Here is a 16,775-nt window from a genome sequence, read left to right on the forward strand (position 1 = left end):
CCATCATGCAGCAGCCTTTGGTCCGCATCGACGGCGTCAGTAAACATTTTGGTGAAACAACAGCCGTCGACGACGTGTCGCTCGAGATCGGCGCGGGAGAATTCTTCGCACTGCTCGGTCCCTCCGGCTGCGGCAAGACCACGCTCATGCGCTTGGTTGCCGGCTTCGAGACGCCTGATAGCGGCCGCATTCTGATCGATGGCGTCGATATGGCTGGCGTCCCGCCGAACCGGCGGCCAGTCAATATGATGTTCCAGTCCTATGCGCTGTTTCCGCATATGAGCGTCGAAGCCAACATCGGCTTTGGGCTCAAGCAGGCCGGCATGGGCAAGGCCGATATCGCGGCGCGCGTGATTGATCTCCTGAAGCTCGTGCAGCTTGAGAAACTGGGAAAGCGCAAGCCCGATCAGCTTTCGGGCGGCCAGCGTCAACGCGTGGCTTTGGCGCGCGCTCTGGCGCGACGGCCGAAATTATTGTTGCTCGACGAGCCGCTGGCAGCGCTCGACCGCAAGCTGCGCGAGGAGACGCAGTTCGAGTTGATGCAATTGCAGCGCGATCTGAAAATGGCCTTCATGGTCGTTACCCATGATCAGGACGAAGCCATGGCGATGGCGCAGCGCATCGCCGTGATGCGGGCCGGGCGCATCGAGCAATTGGGCAGCGCGCGCGACATCTATGAGATGCCGGCGACCCGTTTCGTGGCGCAATTCATTGGCGAGATCAATCTGTTCGCGGCCAAGGTGGAACACGGCCAGGTCGTGCGTTGCGCCGCGCCGGCTTTCACTTGCGCTCTGCCTGAGTCGATGACGGAAGGCACGGAGGTGTCGCTGGCGGTGCGGCCGGAGCGTATTCGTCTGACACGCTCAGAAGCCAGAGACGGCGAGATCGCGCTGTCGGGCGAGGTGATGGACAGTGTCTTTCTCGGCGATTTGAAAGTCTGGCGCGTGCGCACCGCCGATGGCGCGCTTTTGCGCGTCAGCGCCGTCAACAGCGGCAATGGCAGCGACGATGTCAAACGCGGCGAACATGTTCGCCTCGCTTTCGCGGAAAGCGACGTTCGGATCTTGCCGCGATGAGCGCCGCCAAGCGCAAGCTCGGGGTGGGGCAGCGCGTCCTGCTTGCCGTGCCCTTCCTCTGGCTGCTGTTGTTCTTCGCCGCGCCGTTTCTGTTCGTCGCGAAGATCTCCCTGTCGCAGGCGGTGGCGCAGCGTCCGCCCTATGAGCCGGTCTTTGCCTGGGGCGAAGGTTGGAACGTGATCGTTGAGAAGCTCGGCCAGCTTTCGCTGCAGGCCTACGGTCTTCTGTTCGAGGACGAACTCTACATCGCCTCCTATCTGGGATCGCTGCGGCTGGCGGGCCTGGCGACCCTCATCGGCCTCTGCCTGGCCTATCCGATTGCGCTGGCGATGACGCGAGCGCCGCGCGCCTGGCGGCCGGCGCTGATCGTGCTGGCCATCGCGCCGTTCTGGACGAGCTTTCTCATTCGCGTCTATGCTTGGATCGTCATCCTCAAGGACGAAGGTCTGCTCAATCACGCGCTGATCTCGCTCGGCCTGATCGACAAGCCGCTGCAAATCTATGCGACCGACTGGGCGGTGCTCATCGGCATCGTCTATTCCTACATGCCGTTCTTGATCTTGCCGATCTACAACGCCATCGACCGGCAGGAGCCGCAATTGGTGGAAGCGGCGCGTGATCTGGGCGCGAGTGGGATGTCGGCCTTCTGGCGCGTCACTTTTCCCTTGTCCTTGCCAGGCGTCTTTGCCGGCGCGCTGTTGATGTTCATTCCGGCGGTCGGCGAATTCGTCGTGCCGGATCTGCTCGGCGGCTCCGACACACTGATGATCGGCCGCACCTTGTGGAACGAATTCTTCGCTAACCGCGACTGGCCGACGGCTTCGGCCGTCGCCGTGGTGATGCTGCTGGTGCTTCTCGTGCCGCTGTTGCTTTACGAGCGCAATGAGGCGCGCTTGTCGGAGAGGCGGCGATGACGGGCACTTTGCGCAAGCGCGACGTGGCGATCCTGCTGGCCGGCTTTGGCTTCCTTTACGTGCCAATCGCGCTGGTGATCATTTATAGTTTCAATGCGTCGAAGCTCGTCACCGTCTGGGGTGGCTGGTCGACGCGTTGGTACGGGTCGCTGCTCGACAACGCCCAAGTGCTCGACAGCGCCTGGCTCAGTCTGAAAGTGGCTTTTCTGTCTGGCGTTCTCTCGACGATCTTGGGCACGATGGCGGCGCTTGTGCTGTCGCGCTACGGGCGGTTTCGCGGCCGTCTTGTCTTTTCGTCGCTGATCTATGCGCCGCTGGTCATGCCGGAAGTGATCATGGGCTTGTCGTTGTTGCTGCTGTTTGTCGCCATCGACATGGACCGTGGCTTCTGGACCCTGTTGATCGCCCACACGACATTTGGCCTGTGTTTTGTCGCCATCGTCGTCAATGCGAAACTGGCGGGCTTTGACCGTAGTCTCGAGGAGGCGGCGCGCGATCTGGGCGCGTCGCCGGTCGCGACCTTCTTCCAGGTGACTTTGCCGATCATCGCGCCGTCGGTCATCGCCGGCTTCCTGCTCGCCTTCACCATTTCGCTCGACGATTTCGTCATCGCCAGTTTCACCACCGGGCCGGGGGCGACGACCCTGCCGATGCGCATCTATAGCCAAGTTCGTCTTGGGGTGACGCCGGAAATCAACGCGATTTCCACGTTGATGATCGGCACGGTTCTGGCGCTGGTGCTGTTTGGCTTCGCTTTGACGCGGGCTTTCGGCGGCCGTCAGGCCTCTGGACGCGCTTGAAACCAGTCGTCGGCCGCTATATCCTTGAAAATATATCGATCCGCCCCCGTGCTGCGCGCCCGGGAGTGTTTGGGCACGATGGTTCCCGAAGCGATCGTTCTCCAGCCCGATTTTCCCCTTTCAGGAGGACGCCCTTGCGCGCGCATATTCGTACGTTTTTGACTGCTTTCGCCATCGGCTTTACCGCCATGCACGCGCCGGTGCGCGCACAGGAGCCTCTGGTTGTTTTTGCCGCCGCCAGCCTCAAGGATGCGCTGGATGATGCAGCGAAAACCTTCAAGGGCGCCGGTGGCGTCGATGTGAAGTTCAGCTATGCCGGTTCGCTCGCTCTGGCGCGTCAGCTGGAGCAGGGTGCGCCTGCCGACATTTTCGCCTCCGCCGATCAGGAGTCGATGAACTACGCGGCGAGCAAGAACAGCATCAAGCCCGACAGCCGCTTCAACCTGTTGCAGAACAAGCTCGTCGTCATCGCATCGAAGAACAGCAAGCTGCAATCGCTGCCCTTCACGGTCGAAGGATTCAAGGAAGCACTCGGCAGCGGTCGCCTGTCGACGGGTGAGGTCAACACCGTGCCGGTGGGGCGCTATGCCAAATCAGCGCTGGAGAAACTCGGCCTGTGGCGCGAAGTCGAACCGCGTCTCGCGATGTCGGATAACGTCCGCGCGGCGATGAGTTTCGTGGCCCGCGATGAGGCCCCGCTTGGCATTGTCTATGCGACCGACGCGGCCGCTGACGCGAATGTTAAGGTGATCGCCACTTTCCCGGCTGATTCCCATGCGCCTATCATTTATCCTTTCGCTCTGACCGCCACGAGCAAGAATCCGGCGGCGGCGAAGTTCCTTGAATTCCTGCGTTCGGACGCGGCCAAGCCGATTTTCGAAAAGCAGGGTTTTACTGTCGTTAAATAGGCGGAGATTGTCATGAAGATCAGCGCGCGCAACGTTCTCAAAGGCACGATTGTGGAAGTGACGAAAGGTGCCACGACCGCTCATGTGAAGATTGAGGTCAATGGCGCGGTGATCACCGCTTCCATCACCAACGAGTCGGTCGATTCCCTGAAGCTGGAAAAGGGGAAGAGCGCCTATGCAGTGGTGAAATCCTCCGACGTGATGGTTGCGATCGACTGACGCCGATGCGTTATCGCTCTCTTGCTTTGACGTTCGTGGCGGCGCTTGTTGTCGCCACGAACCTTCATGCGGCGGAATTCACCGATTCTGCCGGACGTAAGGTCAATTTGCCGGATAAGGTTGGCCGCCTGCTGCCAGCCGGGCCGCCGGCCGATGTCCTGCTCTATGCGCTGGCGCCCGATCTGCTCGTCGGTTTGGTCGAGCCGTGGAACGACAGCCAAAAGCAGGCCGTGCCGCAGCGGTTCCAGGCCTTGCCGGGCGTGCCGCGCCTGACCTCGCAGCACCTCAGTTCCGACGATCTCGAAAAGCTGCGGCAGCTCAAAGCCGATCTCGTCGTCGACTATGGCGATATCAATCCGAATTATGCGGCGCTGGCCGATCGCATTCAGGCCTCGCTGGGCGTGCCCTATGTGCTGATCGACGGCAAGTTGCGCGAGGCGCCGCAGGTGCTGCGCCGTTTGGGCGATATCATCGGGCGGTCTGAGCGCGGGCAGGAATTGGCGGGCGCGATCCAGAGTGCGCTCACTTTGATCGAGGGCGCGGGAACCGTGGCGCCGCAACAACGGCTGCCCTTCTACTATGCCCGTGGTGCTGACGGTTTGCAGGGCGTGCGCGCCGGCTCCAGCGTTGGCGAGGCGATCGAACTGGCCGGCGGGCGCAATGTGGTGCCGTCGGCACGCGGCGCGTTTGTCGGTCTGAGCGCGGCTGAGGTGGCGCAGTTGGCGCCACGGATCGTCATCGTCGGTGATGCGGCAGCGGTACAGTCGGGCAGTGTGTTGCGCCAGGCTTTGCCTGACGGCACGCGTTTTCTCGTCGATCTCGGCGCGCCCTATGGCGCGATTGAGAAACCGCCGTCGCTCAATCGCATTCTTGGCGCGTTGGCGATCGCAGCATTGATCCATCCCGAGCAGGCGTCAGCTTACAACGCGGCGGCGACGCGCTTGGCTGCCGTGCTGTTTGGCGATAGCGCTAAGTTCGAAGGCCTGCGCTAATAGCTATTGCTCTGGCCTTTGCTGGCTCAGAGTTCACCCCAACGACAGATCATGGTTCCATGCCCCAAGCTTCTCCTCAGCCCCCCAGCCGCACGAGGGTCGAAGGAGGCTCACCATCGCGGATGGACTTGACCGGCCTGTCGTCCTCCCGGACACCGCTCTGGTTGGTGAATTGCAATTTCGAGGAAGCTGACCTGTCTGGCCTCGACATGGTCGATTGGCGGTTCGAAGGGTGCATTCTGAAGCGCACTAACTTGGCGGGGGCGATGCTTGAGAACGCCGCTTTCCAGGGGTGCAGGGGCTCGTTTACCAATTTCACCGCGGCTAAACTTATCGAAGCGGTATTCCAGTCGAGCGATTTCAACAATGCGCTCTTCACCGGTGCGTCGCTCTCCCAGGCGACATTCACCGGATGCAAGCTGACGGGGGCAGATCTCACACGGACGAGTTCAACTGGCACTTCGTTTAGGGAAACCACCTTGTCGGCGGCGCGGCTTCATGGCTTTTCGTTCCGAAAGGCTGAAATCCATCGGGTGGATTTCAGCCTCGCGGACCTCGCCAAATGCGACTTCCGCGAGGCCGTCTTTGAGGAATCCAGTCTTCGTGAAGCTCACCTTGTGGACGCCAGGTTTGAAGGGGCCGACCTGCGGGGCGCGGACCTTGGTGGCCTGCGCCTCAACGATGCGCGCAAGTTCAAGGGCGCGACGATCTCGCGGAGCCAGGCCGGCAACCTTCTGGCTGAACTGGGACTGAAAGTTCAATAAGGATGACGATGAGGCTTGAGGACGCCTCGGCTCACAAGGGTAGGCTGCACCAACGCCATTCGTGACGCTGCTCTAGCTGCTTCTACGTGCCTTGGCGATCTGACGGATCATGCTGCCGGTGGCCAGAAGCATTTCGGCGATGAAAGCCCAGAGCGACAGCGACAGACACAGCAGGCCCATGCCAAAATTCCAGTAGAGCCAGTCTTCCTTGATCGTGCGTTCGATCTGGCCGACGAAGAGCCCAAGAATGGCGGCGCAGACGAAGATGCCGGTCAAAGCACCGAAGATGACAGCGATCTCCAGCGCGATGGTCCTGCGTCGTAGCACCCGCAATTGGGCGTTGCGGACATCAGCTGTTACGTCGCCGGTCCCCATTCCGTCGACAATGTTGTTGATGCGATCGGAGACGCGCGCGAGCCGTGATGAATAGACATTCAAGAAGCCCGCTGTGCCCGCCAGAAGGAAAACCGGTGTCAGCGCTGACTGAATGATTTTGACGATGCCCTCGACATCGGCCGTTGGGAGCTCAGTCATGGACCTGTTACCGCGCGATTTCCGATCAATCCGTCACGCGATACTTCGGCGCAAAGCATGCGTCGCGCATCATTTCGCGGCTTTGGGACGGTTGCAAGCCGTCGCCCTAGGGATTGGATGTCGCGTCGAGCGTGAAGGCCGGTGGCAGCGGCAGGGGGGCTTCGGGCGGCTTGATCACTGCGCGCAGTAGAGCAGCGGCAGCTTCGGAGCGGCGGATCAGGCCATCGGTGTCGAGCGAGAAGGTCGGCGCTTCCCAGGGGCCCGACAGATCGAAGTTCAGTTGCATCGGCGCGGTCGGATTGGCAGGCATGGCTTCCGGTCGGCGGGGCGGCGATACGCCGATGTCGAGATGCAGGGTCTGGTCCGGCCCGTTGATCACGCCGCCGAGGTTGATCATCGCACCTGGTCCCGCGACCTGGCCGCGTTCCAGCGACAGGACGCCCTTGTTGATGGTGCCGCCGATTTCGGCCGTGGCGAAACTGGTGCTGCCAGCACGCACTTCGCCGGGAACCGAGAGCGGCCGTTTTTCCGAACGCCGCAAAGCCTGTTCAGCATCGAGGCCGGCGAGTTCGCCATTTTTGGCTGAGAGCTTGAGCTGGCCGGACAAGGTCTCGACATGTTCGCCGACGCTGCCGCCGCGGCTTTGCAGGGCGATTTCGCCGGTGACGATGCCGCTCATGCGCGGCGAGCGGACCATGTCTTTCATGAGCGCGCCGGCATCGACACTGGTGAGCGACAAGGTGCCCTTGAAGTCACCGTCGCCGCCGGCTGGTGAAATCGTCAATTGCCCTTTCATCCGGCCGCCATAAGCCTGTGCGCCGGCGAGCAACACTTCCAGCTTGCCGTCGTTGGCAAGCACCGAGAGGCCCGTGGCGGTCATGGTCATTTTGCCGATCACGGCGCGTTGCGCCGACAGCCGCAGATCCAGGTCGGTGCGCGCCAGCGCGGCGAGCGACAGTGGTTCGCGGCTCCATTGCCGGTCGACACGCAGTGTCGGCATGATCTCGCTGCTGGGGAGCATCAGCGAGGGCGTGGCGAGCGTCGCCGATATCAGGGGACGTTCGCCTTCCAGCCGAACGCCGATCGAGCCACGAAACACGTTGGCGTCGAGGGTGATGCTGGCGTCCGACAGAGCCAGGGCCTGTTGGGTGACACGCAGGGTGCCGTTGGCGGAGACGGTGGCGAGTGGACCGGGCAGGGCCGGCGCGAAGTTTAGCACTTGCATCAGGGCGCGGGGCTGGGCGGCGGTGCCGGCGAAATGACCGTCGAATTGCCAACGCGAGCCGCCTTGCAGCACACCGTCGAAGGCGGCATCGGCGAGCGGTGAACGCAGTTTGGCGGTGAAGGGCGATGAGCCCTTGTCGAACAGGTCGGACAGACGAGCGAACAGCACTTCGGCCTCGCCGTTCACGTCGTTCCAGAAAAGGCGACCGGCGAAGGACAGCGGGCCTGGCAGACCGCGTGGGTCAAGGATGCCGTCGATCTGTGAAATCTGAATGGGCGGACGATCACCGAGCTGCAGGTCGAGCGAGCCGCCAGCGATGGTCAGTGGTCCCAGTTTCGACAGTTCGGCCAGCAATTGCGTCGAGGGCCGGGTCAGGGTCGCCTGCGTGGTTTGTAGGGACAGCTGCGGGCCGATCAGCGTCAGCCGCTCCAGCTCGATGCGTCCGCCCAGCAGCGGCAGCAGGCGGATGTTGCCGCGTATGAACGGTGTGTGCAGCGCCATGGCCGGATGGGTGCCGATGGCGACATTCTCGGCCCTGACTTGTGGTCGCGGAAGAAGAGAGAAGGACAGCCGGCCTTTGATGTCGGTTTCGAGACCGCTCACCTGTCTGACCTGTTCGGCGATCTGCTTGCGCAGCGCAGCCTCAAAGGCGCTGATCGGAAAAAATGCTCCAGCCGCTGCCAGGAGCAGCAGGAGGCCAATTCCCCATTTGAGGCTTCGGTTCATCAAGGACGGTTGATCGATGGTTTGAGAAGGGGCAGGGCGCACGAGGCAACCGCCATCATGACCTGGTCAGCTTAGAAAAGAAAAGTTGAGCAAATCCATGGCCGGGACAGGGATTCCTGATGCCATCCCCAAGCAAATAGCGCCAAGAACAAGGCTGGGAAGGGGCGGCGCGGCGGGTCAATGGGCAGCGCACGCTTGCGGCTGGGGCATCCGGATTGGCGATCTGCGCGACATCTGGTCCTCGGTCGAATGTTGAAAACATTCGGATAATCAATGATTTCGCACATATTTAATCAAGGTTTAGGGGAGTGACAAGAGCCTGTGAAAAGGGCCCGTGCTCGGCACGGGCCCTCAGCATCTTGGGGAGGCGCGGCGTCTACTCGGCCGCGTGGCGGACTGGCACCGGCTCAAGGTCAGGCTCGGCTTCGGCGCGTTGCTGCGCCCCGCCGGAAATGTAGCTGTCGACCTTGTCGAGGTAATAATAGATCACCGGCGTGATGTAGAGCGTCAGCAATTGCGAGACGCACAGGCCGCCGACGATGGCGATGCCGAGCGGCTGGCGCAGCTCAGCGCCCGCGCCCGCGCCGATGGCGATCGGGATGGCGCCGAAAATCGCCGCCAGCGTCGTCATCATGATCGGGCGGAAACGGATCAGGGCGGCTTCGCGAATGGCGGGCAGGGCTTCGATGCCGTCGCGGCGCCGCTCGAGCGCGAAGTCGACCATCATGATGGCGTTCTTCTTGACGATGCCGACGAGCAGCAGCACGCCGATGATGGCGATGACCGACAGATCCAAGCCGAACAGATGCAGCGCCAGCAGCGCGCCGATGCCGGCAGACGGCAGGCCCGACAGAATGGTGATCGGATGGATGTAGCTCTCGTAGAGCACGCCGAGCAGGATGTAGATGGTCAGGATGGCGGCGATGATCAGCGGCACCTGGCCCTTCTGCGCTTCCTCGAACAGGGCGGCTGCGCCGGAGAAGTTGGTCGAGATCGTCGCCGGCAGTTCGATCTCTTTGGCAACGCGGCGGATCGCTTCGTTGGCCTCGGAGAGGGCGACGCCGGGCGCGACATTGTAGGACAGCGTCACGGCCGGTTGCAGTGCCTGGCGGTTGATGGTGAGCGGGCCGACCGACCGGCGGATCGTCGCCACCTGATCGAGCGGGACAATCGGGAAGTTGAAGATATTGGCGGTCGGTGCGGGTGTCGCCGCCGCGGCGCTCGTGCTGGCGCCAGCGCCCGTGGTTGGGGCGACCGGGGCCACCACCGTGCCGCCGGCGCCAGGCTGGGCGCGGATATAGATGCGGCTCAGCGCTGAGGGATCGTCCTGGAAGCGGCGGTTGGCGAGCAGGATCACCTGATAGTCGGCGATCTGGGTGAAGATGGTCGAGATCTGGCGGGCACCATAAGTGTTGAACAGTGCCGTTCGGATCTGGTCAGCGGTCAGGCCATAGGCGGCGGCCTTCTCGCGGTCGATATCGACGTTGAGCTCGGGATTGCGGATCTGCAGATCACTCGTCACGTCGCGCAGGCCCGAGAGGCCTTGCATCCGCTCGAGCATTTCGGGACCCTTGGCGTAGAGTGCCTGGAGATCGCCCGATTGCAGGGTGAACTGATATTGCCCGCGCGACTGACGGCCGCCGGACAGGTTCATGTTCTGCACCGGGTTGAACACGGTGTTGATGCCAGGAACTGCGGTTGTGGCACGGCGTAGGCGCGCGATGACATCTTGAATGTTGCCGCGCTCGGCCTTCGGTTTCAGCGCGACGAAGACGCTGCCTTGATTGGCGGCGCCGAGGAAGCCGACGTTCGAGGCGACATATTCGACAGCCGGATCCTTGAGGACGATGTCGACCACTTTCAGGTTGAGATTGGACTGCAGCGGGAAGGCCGTGTCAGGCGCCACTTCCGTCGAGCCGGAGAGGAAACCGGTGTCTTCGGTCGGGAAGAAGCCCTTCGGCATCCACATGAACATCGCAATGCTCAGCCCGATCGTCAGGACGGTGATGCCGAGCATCAACAGGCGCGCCCGCAGCACCGCATCGAGCGTCACGCGGTAGACCGAGTTCATGCCGTCGATGAACCAGTCGACGCTGCGGGTGAAGGCGTTCGGCTTAGCGTGATGGTCGATGGGCTTGAGAATGCGCGCGCACAGCATCGGCGTCAGCGTCAGCGAGACGAAGCCCGACACCAGGATGGAGCAGGAGATCACCACGGCGAATTCGCGGAACACGCGCCCGACCACGCCGCCCATCAACAGCACCGGAATGAACACGGCGACGAGCGAGAAGGTGATTGACAGAATGGTGAAGCCGATTTCGCGCGAACCCTTCAGCGCCGCCTCGAACGGGCGCATGCCGTTCTCGATGTGGCGCATGATGTTTTCGAGCATGACGATGGCGTCGTCGACGACGAAGCCGACCGCGAGCGTAATCGCCAGCAGCGAAATATTGTCGATCGAATAGCCGAAGAGATACATGAAGGCGCAGGTGCCGATCAGCGACACGGGCAGTGCCAGCGCCGGGATGATCGTGGCGGTGAACGTCTTCAGGAACATGAAGATGACGAGCACGACCAGGGCGATCGACAGGAGCAGGGTGAACTGCACGTCGTGGACGGACTCACGGATCGAGTCCGATCGGTCCATGATGATGCGCGCTTCAACCGACGGCGGCAATTGCGCCTGCAATTGCGGGATCTTTTCCTTGATCGCATCGACCACGGCGACGGTGTTGGCGTCCGACTGGCGGAAGATCGCGAGCTGGATCGAGCGCTCGTTGCCGAACCAGGCGGCGGTGCGGTCGTTTTCCACCGAGTCATAGACATTGGCGATTTCGGACAGGCGAACCGGTGAGCCGTTGCGCCAGGCCACCACGATATCGCGATAGCCGTCGGCCTTTTCGATCTGGCCGGTGGCTTTCAGCACGGCGTCCTTGTTCTCGCCGCGCAGGCCGCCGACCGGCGCCGAGGAATTGGCGGCGGCCACGGCGGTGCGGATTTCGTTCAAGGTCAGGCCGCGCGCCGCGGCGGCATCGGGATCGGCCTCGATGCGGACGGCGAATTTCTGCTGGCCGAAGATCAGCACCTGGGCCACGCCAGGGATCTGCGAGATCTGCTGGGCGAAGGTGAATTCGGCGTAGTCATTGGTCGCCGACAGCGGCAGCACCGCCGACTTGAGGCTGAGGAACAGGATCGGCGAGTCGGCCGGGTTGACCTTGCGGAAGCTCGGCGGCGCCGGCAGTTCCGGCGGCAGGCGTCGCAGCGTGCCGGAAATCTGCGATTGCACGTCGAGCGCCGCGCCGTCGATGTTCCGATCAAGTTCGAACTGGATGATGATGTTGGTTTGGCCGTTCGACGACCGCGACGTCATTTGGGTGATGCCCGGAATGGTCGCGAAGGCGCGCTCGAGCGGCGCGGCGATCGAGGAGGCCATGGTCTCGGGATTGGCGCCCGGCAGAGTGGCCGAGACGCTGATTGTTGGGAAGTCGACGCGCGGCAACGCCGCGACAGGCAATTTCGAATAGCCGAAAAGTCCGAAGACGATAAACGACATCATTAGCAATGTCGTCATCACAGGACGGCGAATGCATAGTTCAGAGATGTTCATTTAACGACCTTCCAGCCCTTCCGTTCAGCCGTCCGTTAGCTCAGCTATCCGTCTTTCAGCTATCCGTCTTGCCCGTTTCATTGCGAATGATGACGCGTGCGCCATTGGAGAGCGCCAGCGCGCCTTCCACGACGACGGTTTCGTCACCCTTCAAACCTTCCGCGATGATGTCGCGACCGTCCTGGGTGCGCGCCACCTTGACCGCGCGCACGCGGGCCGCGCCATTCTCGATCACATAGACGAAATTGCCGGTCTGGCCCGACTGGGTGGCTTCGCGCGGAATGCTCACCACGTCCTGGTCGATGCGTATGACGATGCGCAGGTTGCACAATTGGCCCGGCCACAGGGCCTCGTCGGCATTTTCGAAGACCGCACGGACGCTGACCGTGCCGGTCGAGGGATCAATCATATTGTCGACGAAGGCGATCCTGCCTTTGATGGTGCGGTTCGAGCCTTGCGGCGTCGCCAGCACTTCGGCGCCGGTCGCGCCGATGGAATCGCGCAGTTCGGGCAGCAGATACTGGGCGAGTGAGAAGGCGACATAGATCGGCGCCGTCTGCACGATGGTGGCGAGCGTGCCGGTCGCGGTGTTGTCACCGGAACGCACGATATTGCCAGCCTTGGCGCTGATCATGCCGACGCGTCCGGTGATCGGCGCGGCGATCGTGTGCCAGCCGAGTTGCACCTTCAGATTTTCGATCTGTGCCTGGTCGCCAGCGATATTGGCGGTGGCGGTTGCCGCAGCGGTGCGGGCATTATCGACATTGATTTTCGTGCCGGCGTTCTTGGCCAGCAGTTCGGTATAGCGCGCGACATCGCGATTGGCTTGGTCGAGAGCCGCGACATCGCGAGCGAGAGTGGCTTCGGCCTGTTTGATCTGCGCTTCGATCTGGCGCGGGTCGAGACGAGCGATGACGTCGCCGGCTTTGACGAGGCTGCCTTCTGAAACGCCGATCTTGTCGATCTGGGCATCAACGCGCGTCTTGAGAGCAACGGTTGCCATTGGCTGAGCGGTGCCCAGCGAATTGATCACCATCGGCATGGCGCCGCGGGCTGCCTTGCTTGTCACCACGGGCGTTGCCGGGCGGCCGCCAGGCGAGCCGGGCGCTTGCGCCTGGGCCACGCCGATGGCGCCGCCGGATGCGCCGGACGTATAGGCCGGCAAGGCGCCAGCGAGGGAGGACGGTAGATAGGCACGCAAAGCATTGCCGCGATCGCCCGCCCCCGGGAAGATCGTGTTCGCTGCGCCCGGCCAAATGACCGCGGACGCGATCACGGCGACGGCCACACCTGTGAGCGTCGTCGCGACGCTGGGCCTTTTCATCGAATAAAGTCTCCCTCCGGCGGACGTTTTTCGTCGCGCGCTGTTTCGGTTTCGCTCCCCCGTCAGGTATTTATACCACGTCGGAGGTAGATGCATCTAGATTACATAAAGTTGAGCGGGCTACGAGTTACGATAAGGCAATGTTCGCGCCAGCCACGCTCAACGACGGTGGAAAAGCCCGCAAAGCCCGGTAACCAGCCACCCAACGATCATCAGCACGCCGCCGGCGGGCGCCGCCATCGGAAATGCCCGCACGCCAGCCAGGGCGCGCAGGGCCAGATCGCCCGAAAACAGCACAGTTCCGAGCAAAAGTGTGCCGCCGCCGGCCAGGAGCATGAGCGGCGGGCCGCCGCCCAGGGCTAGCGCGAGCAAGGCGGCAGCATGAAACAACAGCATGTGCGAGGCGGGATTCAGCAGTTCCGGCGCACCTGTGTGGGTGGCGGCTGCGGCCAAGGCGACGCCAGCCGCGCCCATCAGGCCGGCAAACAGAATGAAAAAGCGGCTTGAGGTCGGCATTAACGCTTCCTTGATCGTGGCCGGGATTCGGCAAAGTCTGGCCGGGCCGGGCGCGGTGGCTTCAATCTTGAAGCAAGGTTTTGAGAGCACGGTATCCGCGCGCCACCGTTGTGCGCCTCATTCGGATTTATATGCATATCTTCATCCTTGCCGATCACGCCTATATCAATGGCGGCCAGTCGAAAGTCGCCATCGAAAGCGCGCTCGGGCTTGCGGCGCGTGGCCGCAAGGTCACTTATTTTGCTGCTGTTGGGCCAGCCGACTCGCGCCTGGAGCAGGCCGGCATCGAAACCATCTGCCTCGAACAGTTTGACATCGATACGACACCTTCGAAACTCGGTTTCCTGCGCCAGATCATCTGGAACCGGCCGGCGGAGCGGCGGCTTGAAGCGGCGCTGGCGGGCCTCGACCGGCATGAAACGGTTGTCCACGTGCATGCCTGGCCGAAGGCGCTGTCGCCGTCGATCGGCGCGGCGCTGAAGCGGGCCGGACTGCCTTGCGTCTACACCATGCATGAATTCTTCCTGGTGTGCCCCAACGGCGGCTTTTACGATTATCCGCGCGCCGTCACCTGCCATCGGGTGCCGCTGTCGCTGCCTTGCATCAGCACCAATTGCGATTCGCGCAGCTACCCCCGCAAGCTGGTGCGGGTCGCCCGGCAGGTGGTGCTCGACCACAGCGGGCTGAAGGAGGCCATCGGCCACGTCATCACGATCAGCGCGCTGCAGGACGAGGTGTCACGGCCCTATATGCCTCGTCATCCGATCTATCATCGGGTCGACAATCCGATCGAGGCGCAGGATCTCGGCCCCAAGGATAAGCCGGGCGCGGCCTTTCTTTATGCCGGGCGTCTGTCGCGGGAAAAGGGGATCGAACATTTCTGCGCCGCCGCCGAACTGGCCGGCGTGACGCCTGAGATCGCCGGCGATGGGCCGCTGATGGACGAACTCAAGACGCGCTATCCCAAGGCCGGCTTCCTCGGCTGGCAGACATCCCAGGCGGTGCGCGCCCATATGCGGGCAGCCCGCGCCCTCGTTTTTCCCTCGGTCTGGTATGAAGGCCAGCCGCTCACCGTCTATGAAGCGCTGGCGCTCGGCACGCCTGTGATTGTCAGCGATGTCTGTGCTGGCCGCGAGGCGGTGGAGGATGGCGTCAACGGCCTCTGGTTCAAGTCGGGCGATGCGGACTCCCTGGCCCAGGCGCTGCGGCGTCTGAGCGATGAGGAGGAAGCGGCGCGCATGTCGCGTGCCGCCTATGAGCGCTATTGGGCGCGACCGCTGACTTTGGATCGTCACCTCGATGCGATCGAGGCGATCTACAAGCAGGCGTTGGCGGACTAGTCGAGCGGTTTAATCACGGCCTGCCTCGACCAGTTTGTCGGCGAGGCCGACAGGGTTGGTGAAGAGCACTTCGTGGCTACCGGGCATCTGCACCAACCGATAGAGACCAAGGCGGCTCGACATGCGCGGGTGCCAACCCCATTCGCCTGGCGGCAGCGCGATGTCTTCGGTGCAGTTGAGATAGCTCTTGGGAGTTTTGGTCTCGTAGAACCGCTTGAGATCGAGCTTGTCGATGAACGGCTGATAGGGCTCGGGTGACAGGGTATCGTAGGCGGATTTGGCCTGGGCCCCATCGGCATCGTTCATGAAGGCTTCGCGCCAGATCGGATAAGGCATCACGACAGAACGATCGGGTGAGGCAGCCGAGAGCTGTTTGAACAGCGCGCGATAATGCGGGGGCGTCTCGTCGTCGAGACTATTGCCCGGCAGCGGCACGAAGGCATTCCAGAACACCAACCGGCGAATGCGATCGGGAATTTCTTCCGCCAGCCGGGCGATGACCGTCCCGCCATAGGAATGGCCGGCGAGGACGAAATCTTTCAAATCTGCCTTGGTGATCTGGCGGACCAGATCGTCGATTTGCTGGGCATGGGTGACGTTTTTGTCGACGCCTTTGCCGTGGCCAAGCACCGTAGGCGCCGTGACCTTGTGGCCGAGCTGTTCAAGTCGCTTGGCGACCGGCGCCCAATGTTCTCCTGTATGCCAGGCGCCGTGGATCAGAACGAAATGTGTCATTGGAGTCTCCCTCTCTCGCCTTGCGCTCTAGCATGACCGGGCTCCCGTCTCTTGGACAGAGGCGCCGACGATTTTGGACACAGGCGCTGATTTGCCGGCCGCGTCCGCAAGGGTATGCTGATCGTCGGAGGGGCGTGGGAGATCGTCATGCGGGTGTGGTCGACCGATGATGTCGCCGGGAGGGAACGTTTCTCCTTCTGGAATGATGCGGTGTGCGATGCCTTCCTGAAGGTGCGGACGGAGTGCGACGAGCCTGAGGGCTTTCAGGGGCGGATCAGCAGCGTTACCGCCGGTCCGCTGGTCGTCAATCATGTCAGCTCGCAGATGCATCTGGTGCGGCGCAGCCGTTCCTCGGTCCGTGTCGATAACAGCGATCATTTCCACGTCAACCTCCACACCGGCGGCGCGTGCATCCTGACCCAAAACGACAGGCGGCAGAGTCCCGAGGTTGGAGATTGCCTGTTTTTCGACAGCACGCGGCCATTCGACTTGTGCTTTCCGACAGCCATGTCGCTGACCAGTTTCATCGTGCCGCGCGTCCTGCTTCTGGCACGCGCCGCCGACGCAGCGGATGCAGCGGCATTGCCGTTGTCGCAGAGCGGGGCGGGGGCACTGTTCAATGCTTTCGCCAAGACGCTGGCGACGACGGCCGATCGGTTGACGTCGGCCGAGGCGGTGCAAGCGAGCGAGATTTTCATCGATCTGTTGGCGTTGGCGCTTGGTGCGCTCAGGGTGAGGGAGGCGGGTGGCAGTGTACGGCAGGCGCGCTTCCAGCAGGCCTGCCTGCGCATCCGCGCCCAGTTGACAGATCCGGCGCTGACTTTGACGCAAGCGGCCTGCATCACGGAGCTCGCGCCCCGCACCTTGCAGACTTTGTTCCGCGAACACGGCACCACGTTCAGCGACTATGTGCTGGAGCAGCGCCTGCTGCTGGCGGAGCGGCAGTTGGTCGGGGGATCTCGGGCCTCGCTGACCGAACTTGCCTATGCGGTTGGATTTTCCGATCTGTCTTATTTCAGCCGCGCCTTCCGTCGCCGTTTCGGCGTGACGGCGCGCGAGCGCCGCGCCATGATGCGGCAGGACAATTCATGATCG

General features: G+C 62.7%; 15 protein-coding genes. 9 read left to right on the forward strand and 6 right to left on the reverse strand.

Annotated features, from left to right (window positions below; genetic code table 11):
• Positions 1–5 precede the first annotated feature (5 nt).
• From BLW50_RS04955 to BLW50_RS04985, 7 genes are all read left to right on the forward strand, one after another.
• On the forward strand, positions 6–1,076 hold the full coding sequence (locus BLW50_RS04955; protein ID WP_090698320.1) for an ABC transporter ATP-binding protein: 1,071 nt from the start codon (positions 6–8) through the stop codon (positions 1,074–1,076).
• Entirely contained in the window at positions 1,073–1,990 is a 918-nt protein-coding gene (locus tag BLW50_RS04960) for an ABC transporter permease (protein WP_090698322.1), read from the forward strand. Before BLW50_RS04955 ends, BLW50_RS04960 begins: the two co-directional genes overlap by 4 nt.
• A complete protein-coding gene (locus BLW50_RS04965; protein ID WP_090698325.1) occupies positions 1,987–2,790 on the forward strand; it encodes an ABC transporter permease in 804 nt (267 codons plus the stop codon). The genes BLW50_RS04960 and BLW50_RS04965 overlap by 4 nt, the downstream gene beginning before the upstream one ends.
• Before the next feature lie 134 nt (positions 2,791–2,924).
• The gene (gene modA, locus BLW50_RS04970; RefSeq protein WP_244544139.1) at positions 2,925–3,698 is read left to right on the forward strand and encodes a molybdate ABC transporter substrate-binding protein; all 774 of its coding nucleotides are present in this window, start codon (positions 2,925–2,927) and stop codon (positions 3,696–3,698) included.
• Positions 3,699–3,710: 12 nt separating this feature from the next.
• Positions 3,711–3,917 carry a TOBE domain-containing protein gene (locus BLW50_RS04975; RefSeq protein ID WP_090698329.1) on the forward strand — a complete coding sequence of 69 codons (207 nt, stop codon included), beginning with the start codon at positions 3,711–3,713 and terminating at the stop codon, positions 3,915–3,917.
• A gap of 5 nt (positions 3,918–3,922) precedes the next feature.
• Complete coding sequence (locus tag BLW50_RS04980) at positions 3,923–4,909, forward strand: TroA family protein (RefSeq protein ID WP_090698331.1); 987 nt, start codon at positions 3,923–3,925, stop codon at positions 4,907–4,909.
• A gap of 122 nt (positions 4,910–5,031) precedes the next feature.
• Positions 5,032–5,673, forward strand: coding sequence for a pentapeptide repeat-containing protein (locus BLW50_RS04985; protein WP_090698333.1), 642 nt, complete (start codon positions 5,032–5,034; stop codon positions 5,671–5,673).
• Positions 5,674–5,745: 72 nt separating this feature from the next.
• Here the strand turns inward: BLW50_RS04985 and BLW50_RS04990 are convergent, their stop codons facing one another.
• The 5 genes from BLW50_RS04990 to BLW50_RS05010 form a co-directional block, all read right to left on the reverse strand.
• Positions 5,746–6,207, reverse strand: a complete 462-nt coding sequence (locus BLW50_RS04990; RefSeq protein WP_090698337.1) for a DUF2721 domain-containing protein — start codon at positions 6,205–6,207, stop codon at positions 5,746–5,748.
• Positions 6,208–6,313: 106 nt separating this feature from the next.
• Positions 6,314–8,158 (reverse strand): AsmA family protein, encoded by a 1,845-nt coding sequence (locus BLW50_RS04995; protein WP_090698340.1) that lies wholly within the window; start codon positions 8,156–8,158, stop codon positions 6,314–6,316.
• A 376-nt stretch (positions 8,159–8,534) separates the two neighbouring features.
• Positions 8,535–11,765: an efflux RND transporter permease subunit gene (locus BLW50_RS05000; RefSeq protein ID WP_090698342.1), complete on the reverse strand. Its 3,231-nt coding sequence runs from the start codon at positions 11,763–11,765 to the stop codon at positions 8,535–8,537.
• Positions 11,766–11,820: 55 nt separating this feature from the next.
• Positions 11,821–13,089 (reverse strand): efflux RND transporter periplasmic adaptor subunit, encoded by a 1,269-nt coding sequence (locus tag BLW50_RS05005; RefSeq protein ID WP_170849992.1) that lies wholly within the window; start codon positions 13,087–13,089, stop codon positions 11,821–11,823.
• A gap of 159 nt (positions 13,090–13,248) precedes the next feature.
• Positions 13,249–13,605 carry a DUF423 domain-containing protein gene (locus BLW50_RS05010; protein WP_090698352.1) on the reverse strand — a complete coding sequence of 119 codons (357 nt, stop codon included), beginning with the start codon at positions 13,603–13,605 and terminating at the stop codon, positions 13,249–13,251.
• 131 nt (positions 13,606–13,736) lie between these two features.
• Here BLW50_RS05010 and BLW50_RS05015 point away from each other — a divergent pair, with 131 nt between their 5' ends.
• Entirely contained in the window at positions 13,737–14,945 is a 1,209-nt protein-coding gene (locus tag BLW50_RS05015) for a glycosyltransferase family 4 protein (RefSeq protein WP_090698356.1), read from the forward strand.
• 9 nt (positions 14,946–14,954) lie between these two features.
• Here BLW50_RS05015 and BLW50_RS05020 read toward each other — a convergent pair whose 3' ends face one another.
• Entirely contained in the window at positions 14,955–15,680 is a 726-nt protein-coding gene (locus BLW50_RS05020) for an alpha/beta fold hydrolase (protein ID WP_090698360.1), read from the reverse strand.
• Positions 15,681–15,827: 147 nt separating this feature from the next.
• Here BLW50_RS05020 and BLW50_RS05025 point away from each other — a divergent pair, with 147 nt between their 5' ends.
• Entirely contained in the window at positions 15,828–16,772 is a 945-nt protein-coding gene (locus tag BLW50_RS05025; RefSeq protein ID WP_170849993.1) for a helix-turn-helix domain-containing protein, read from the forward strand.
• Positions 16,773–16,775: the final 3 nt, after the last annotated feature.

It is taken from the genome of Beijerinckia sp. 28-YEA-48 (genome assembly GCF_900104955.1).
GTDB lineage: Bacteria > Pseudomonadota > Alphaproteobacteria > Rhizobiales > Beijerinckiaceae > Terripilifer.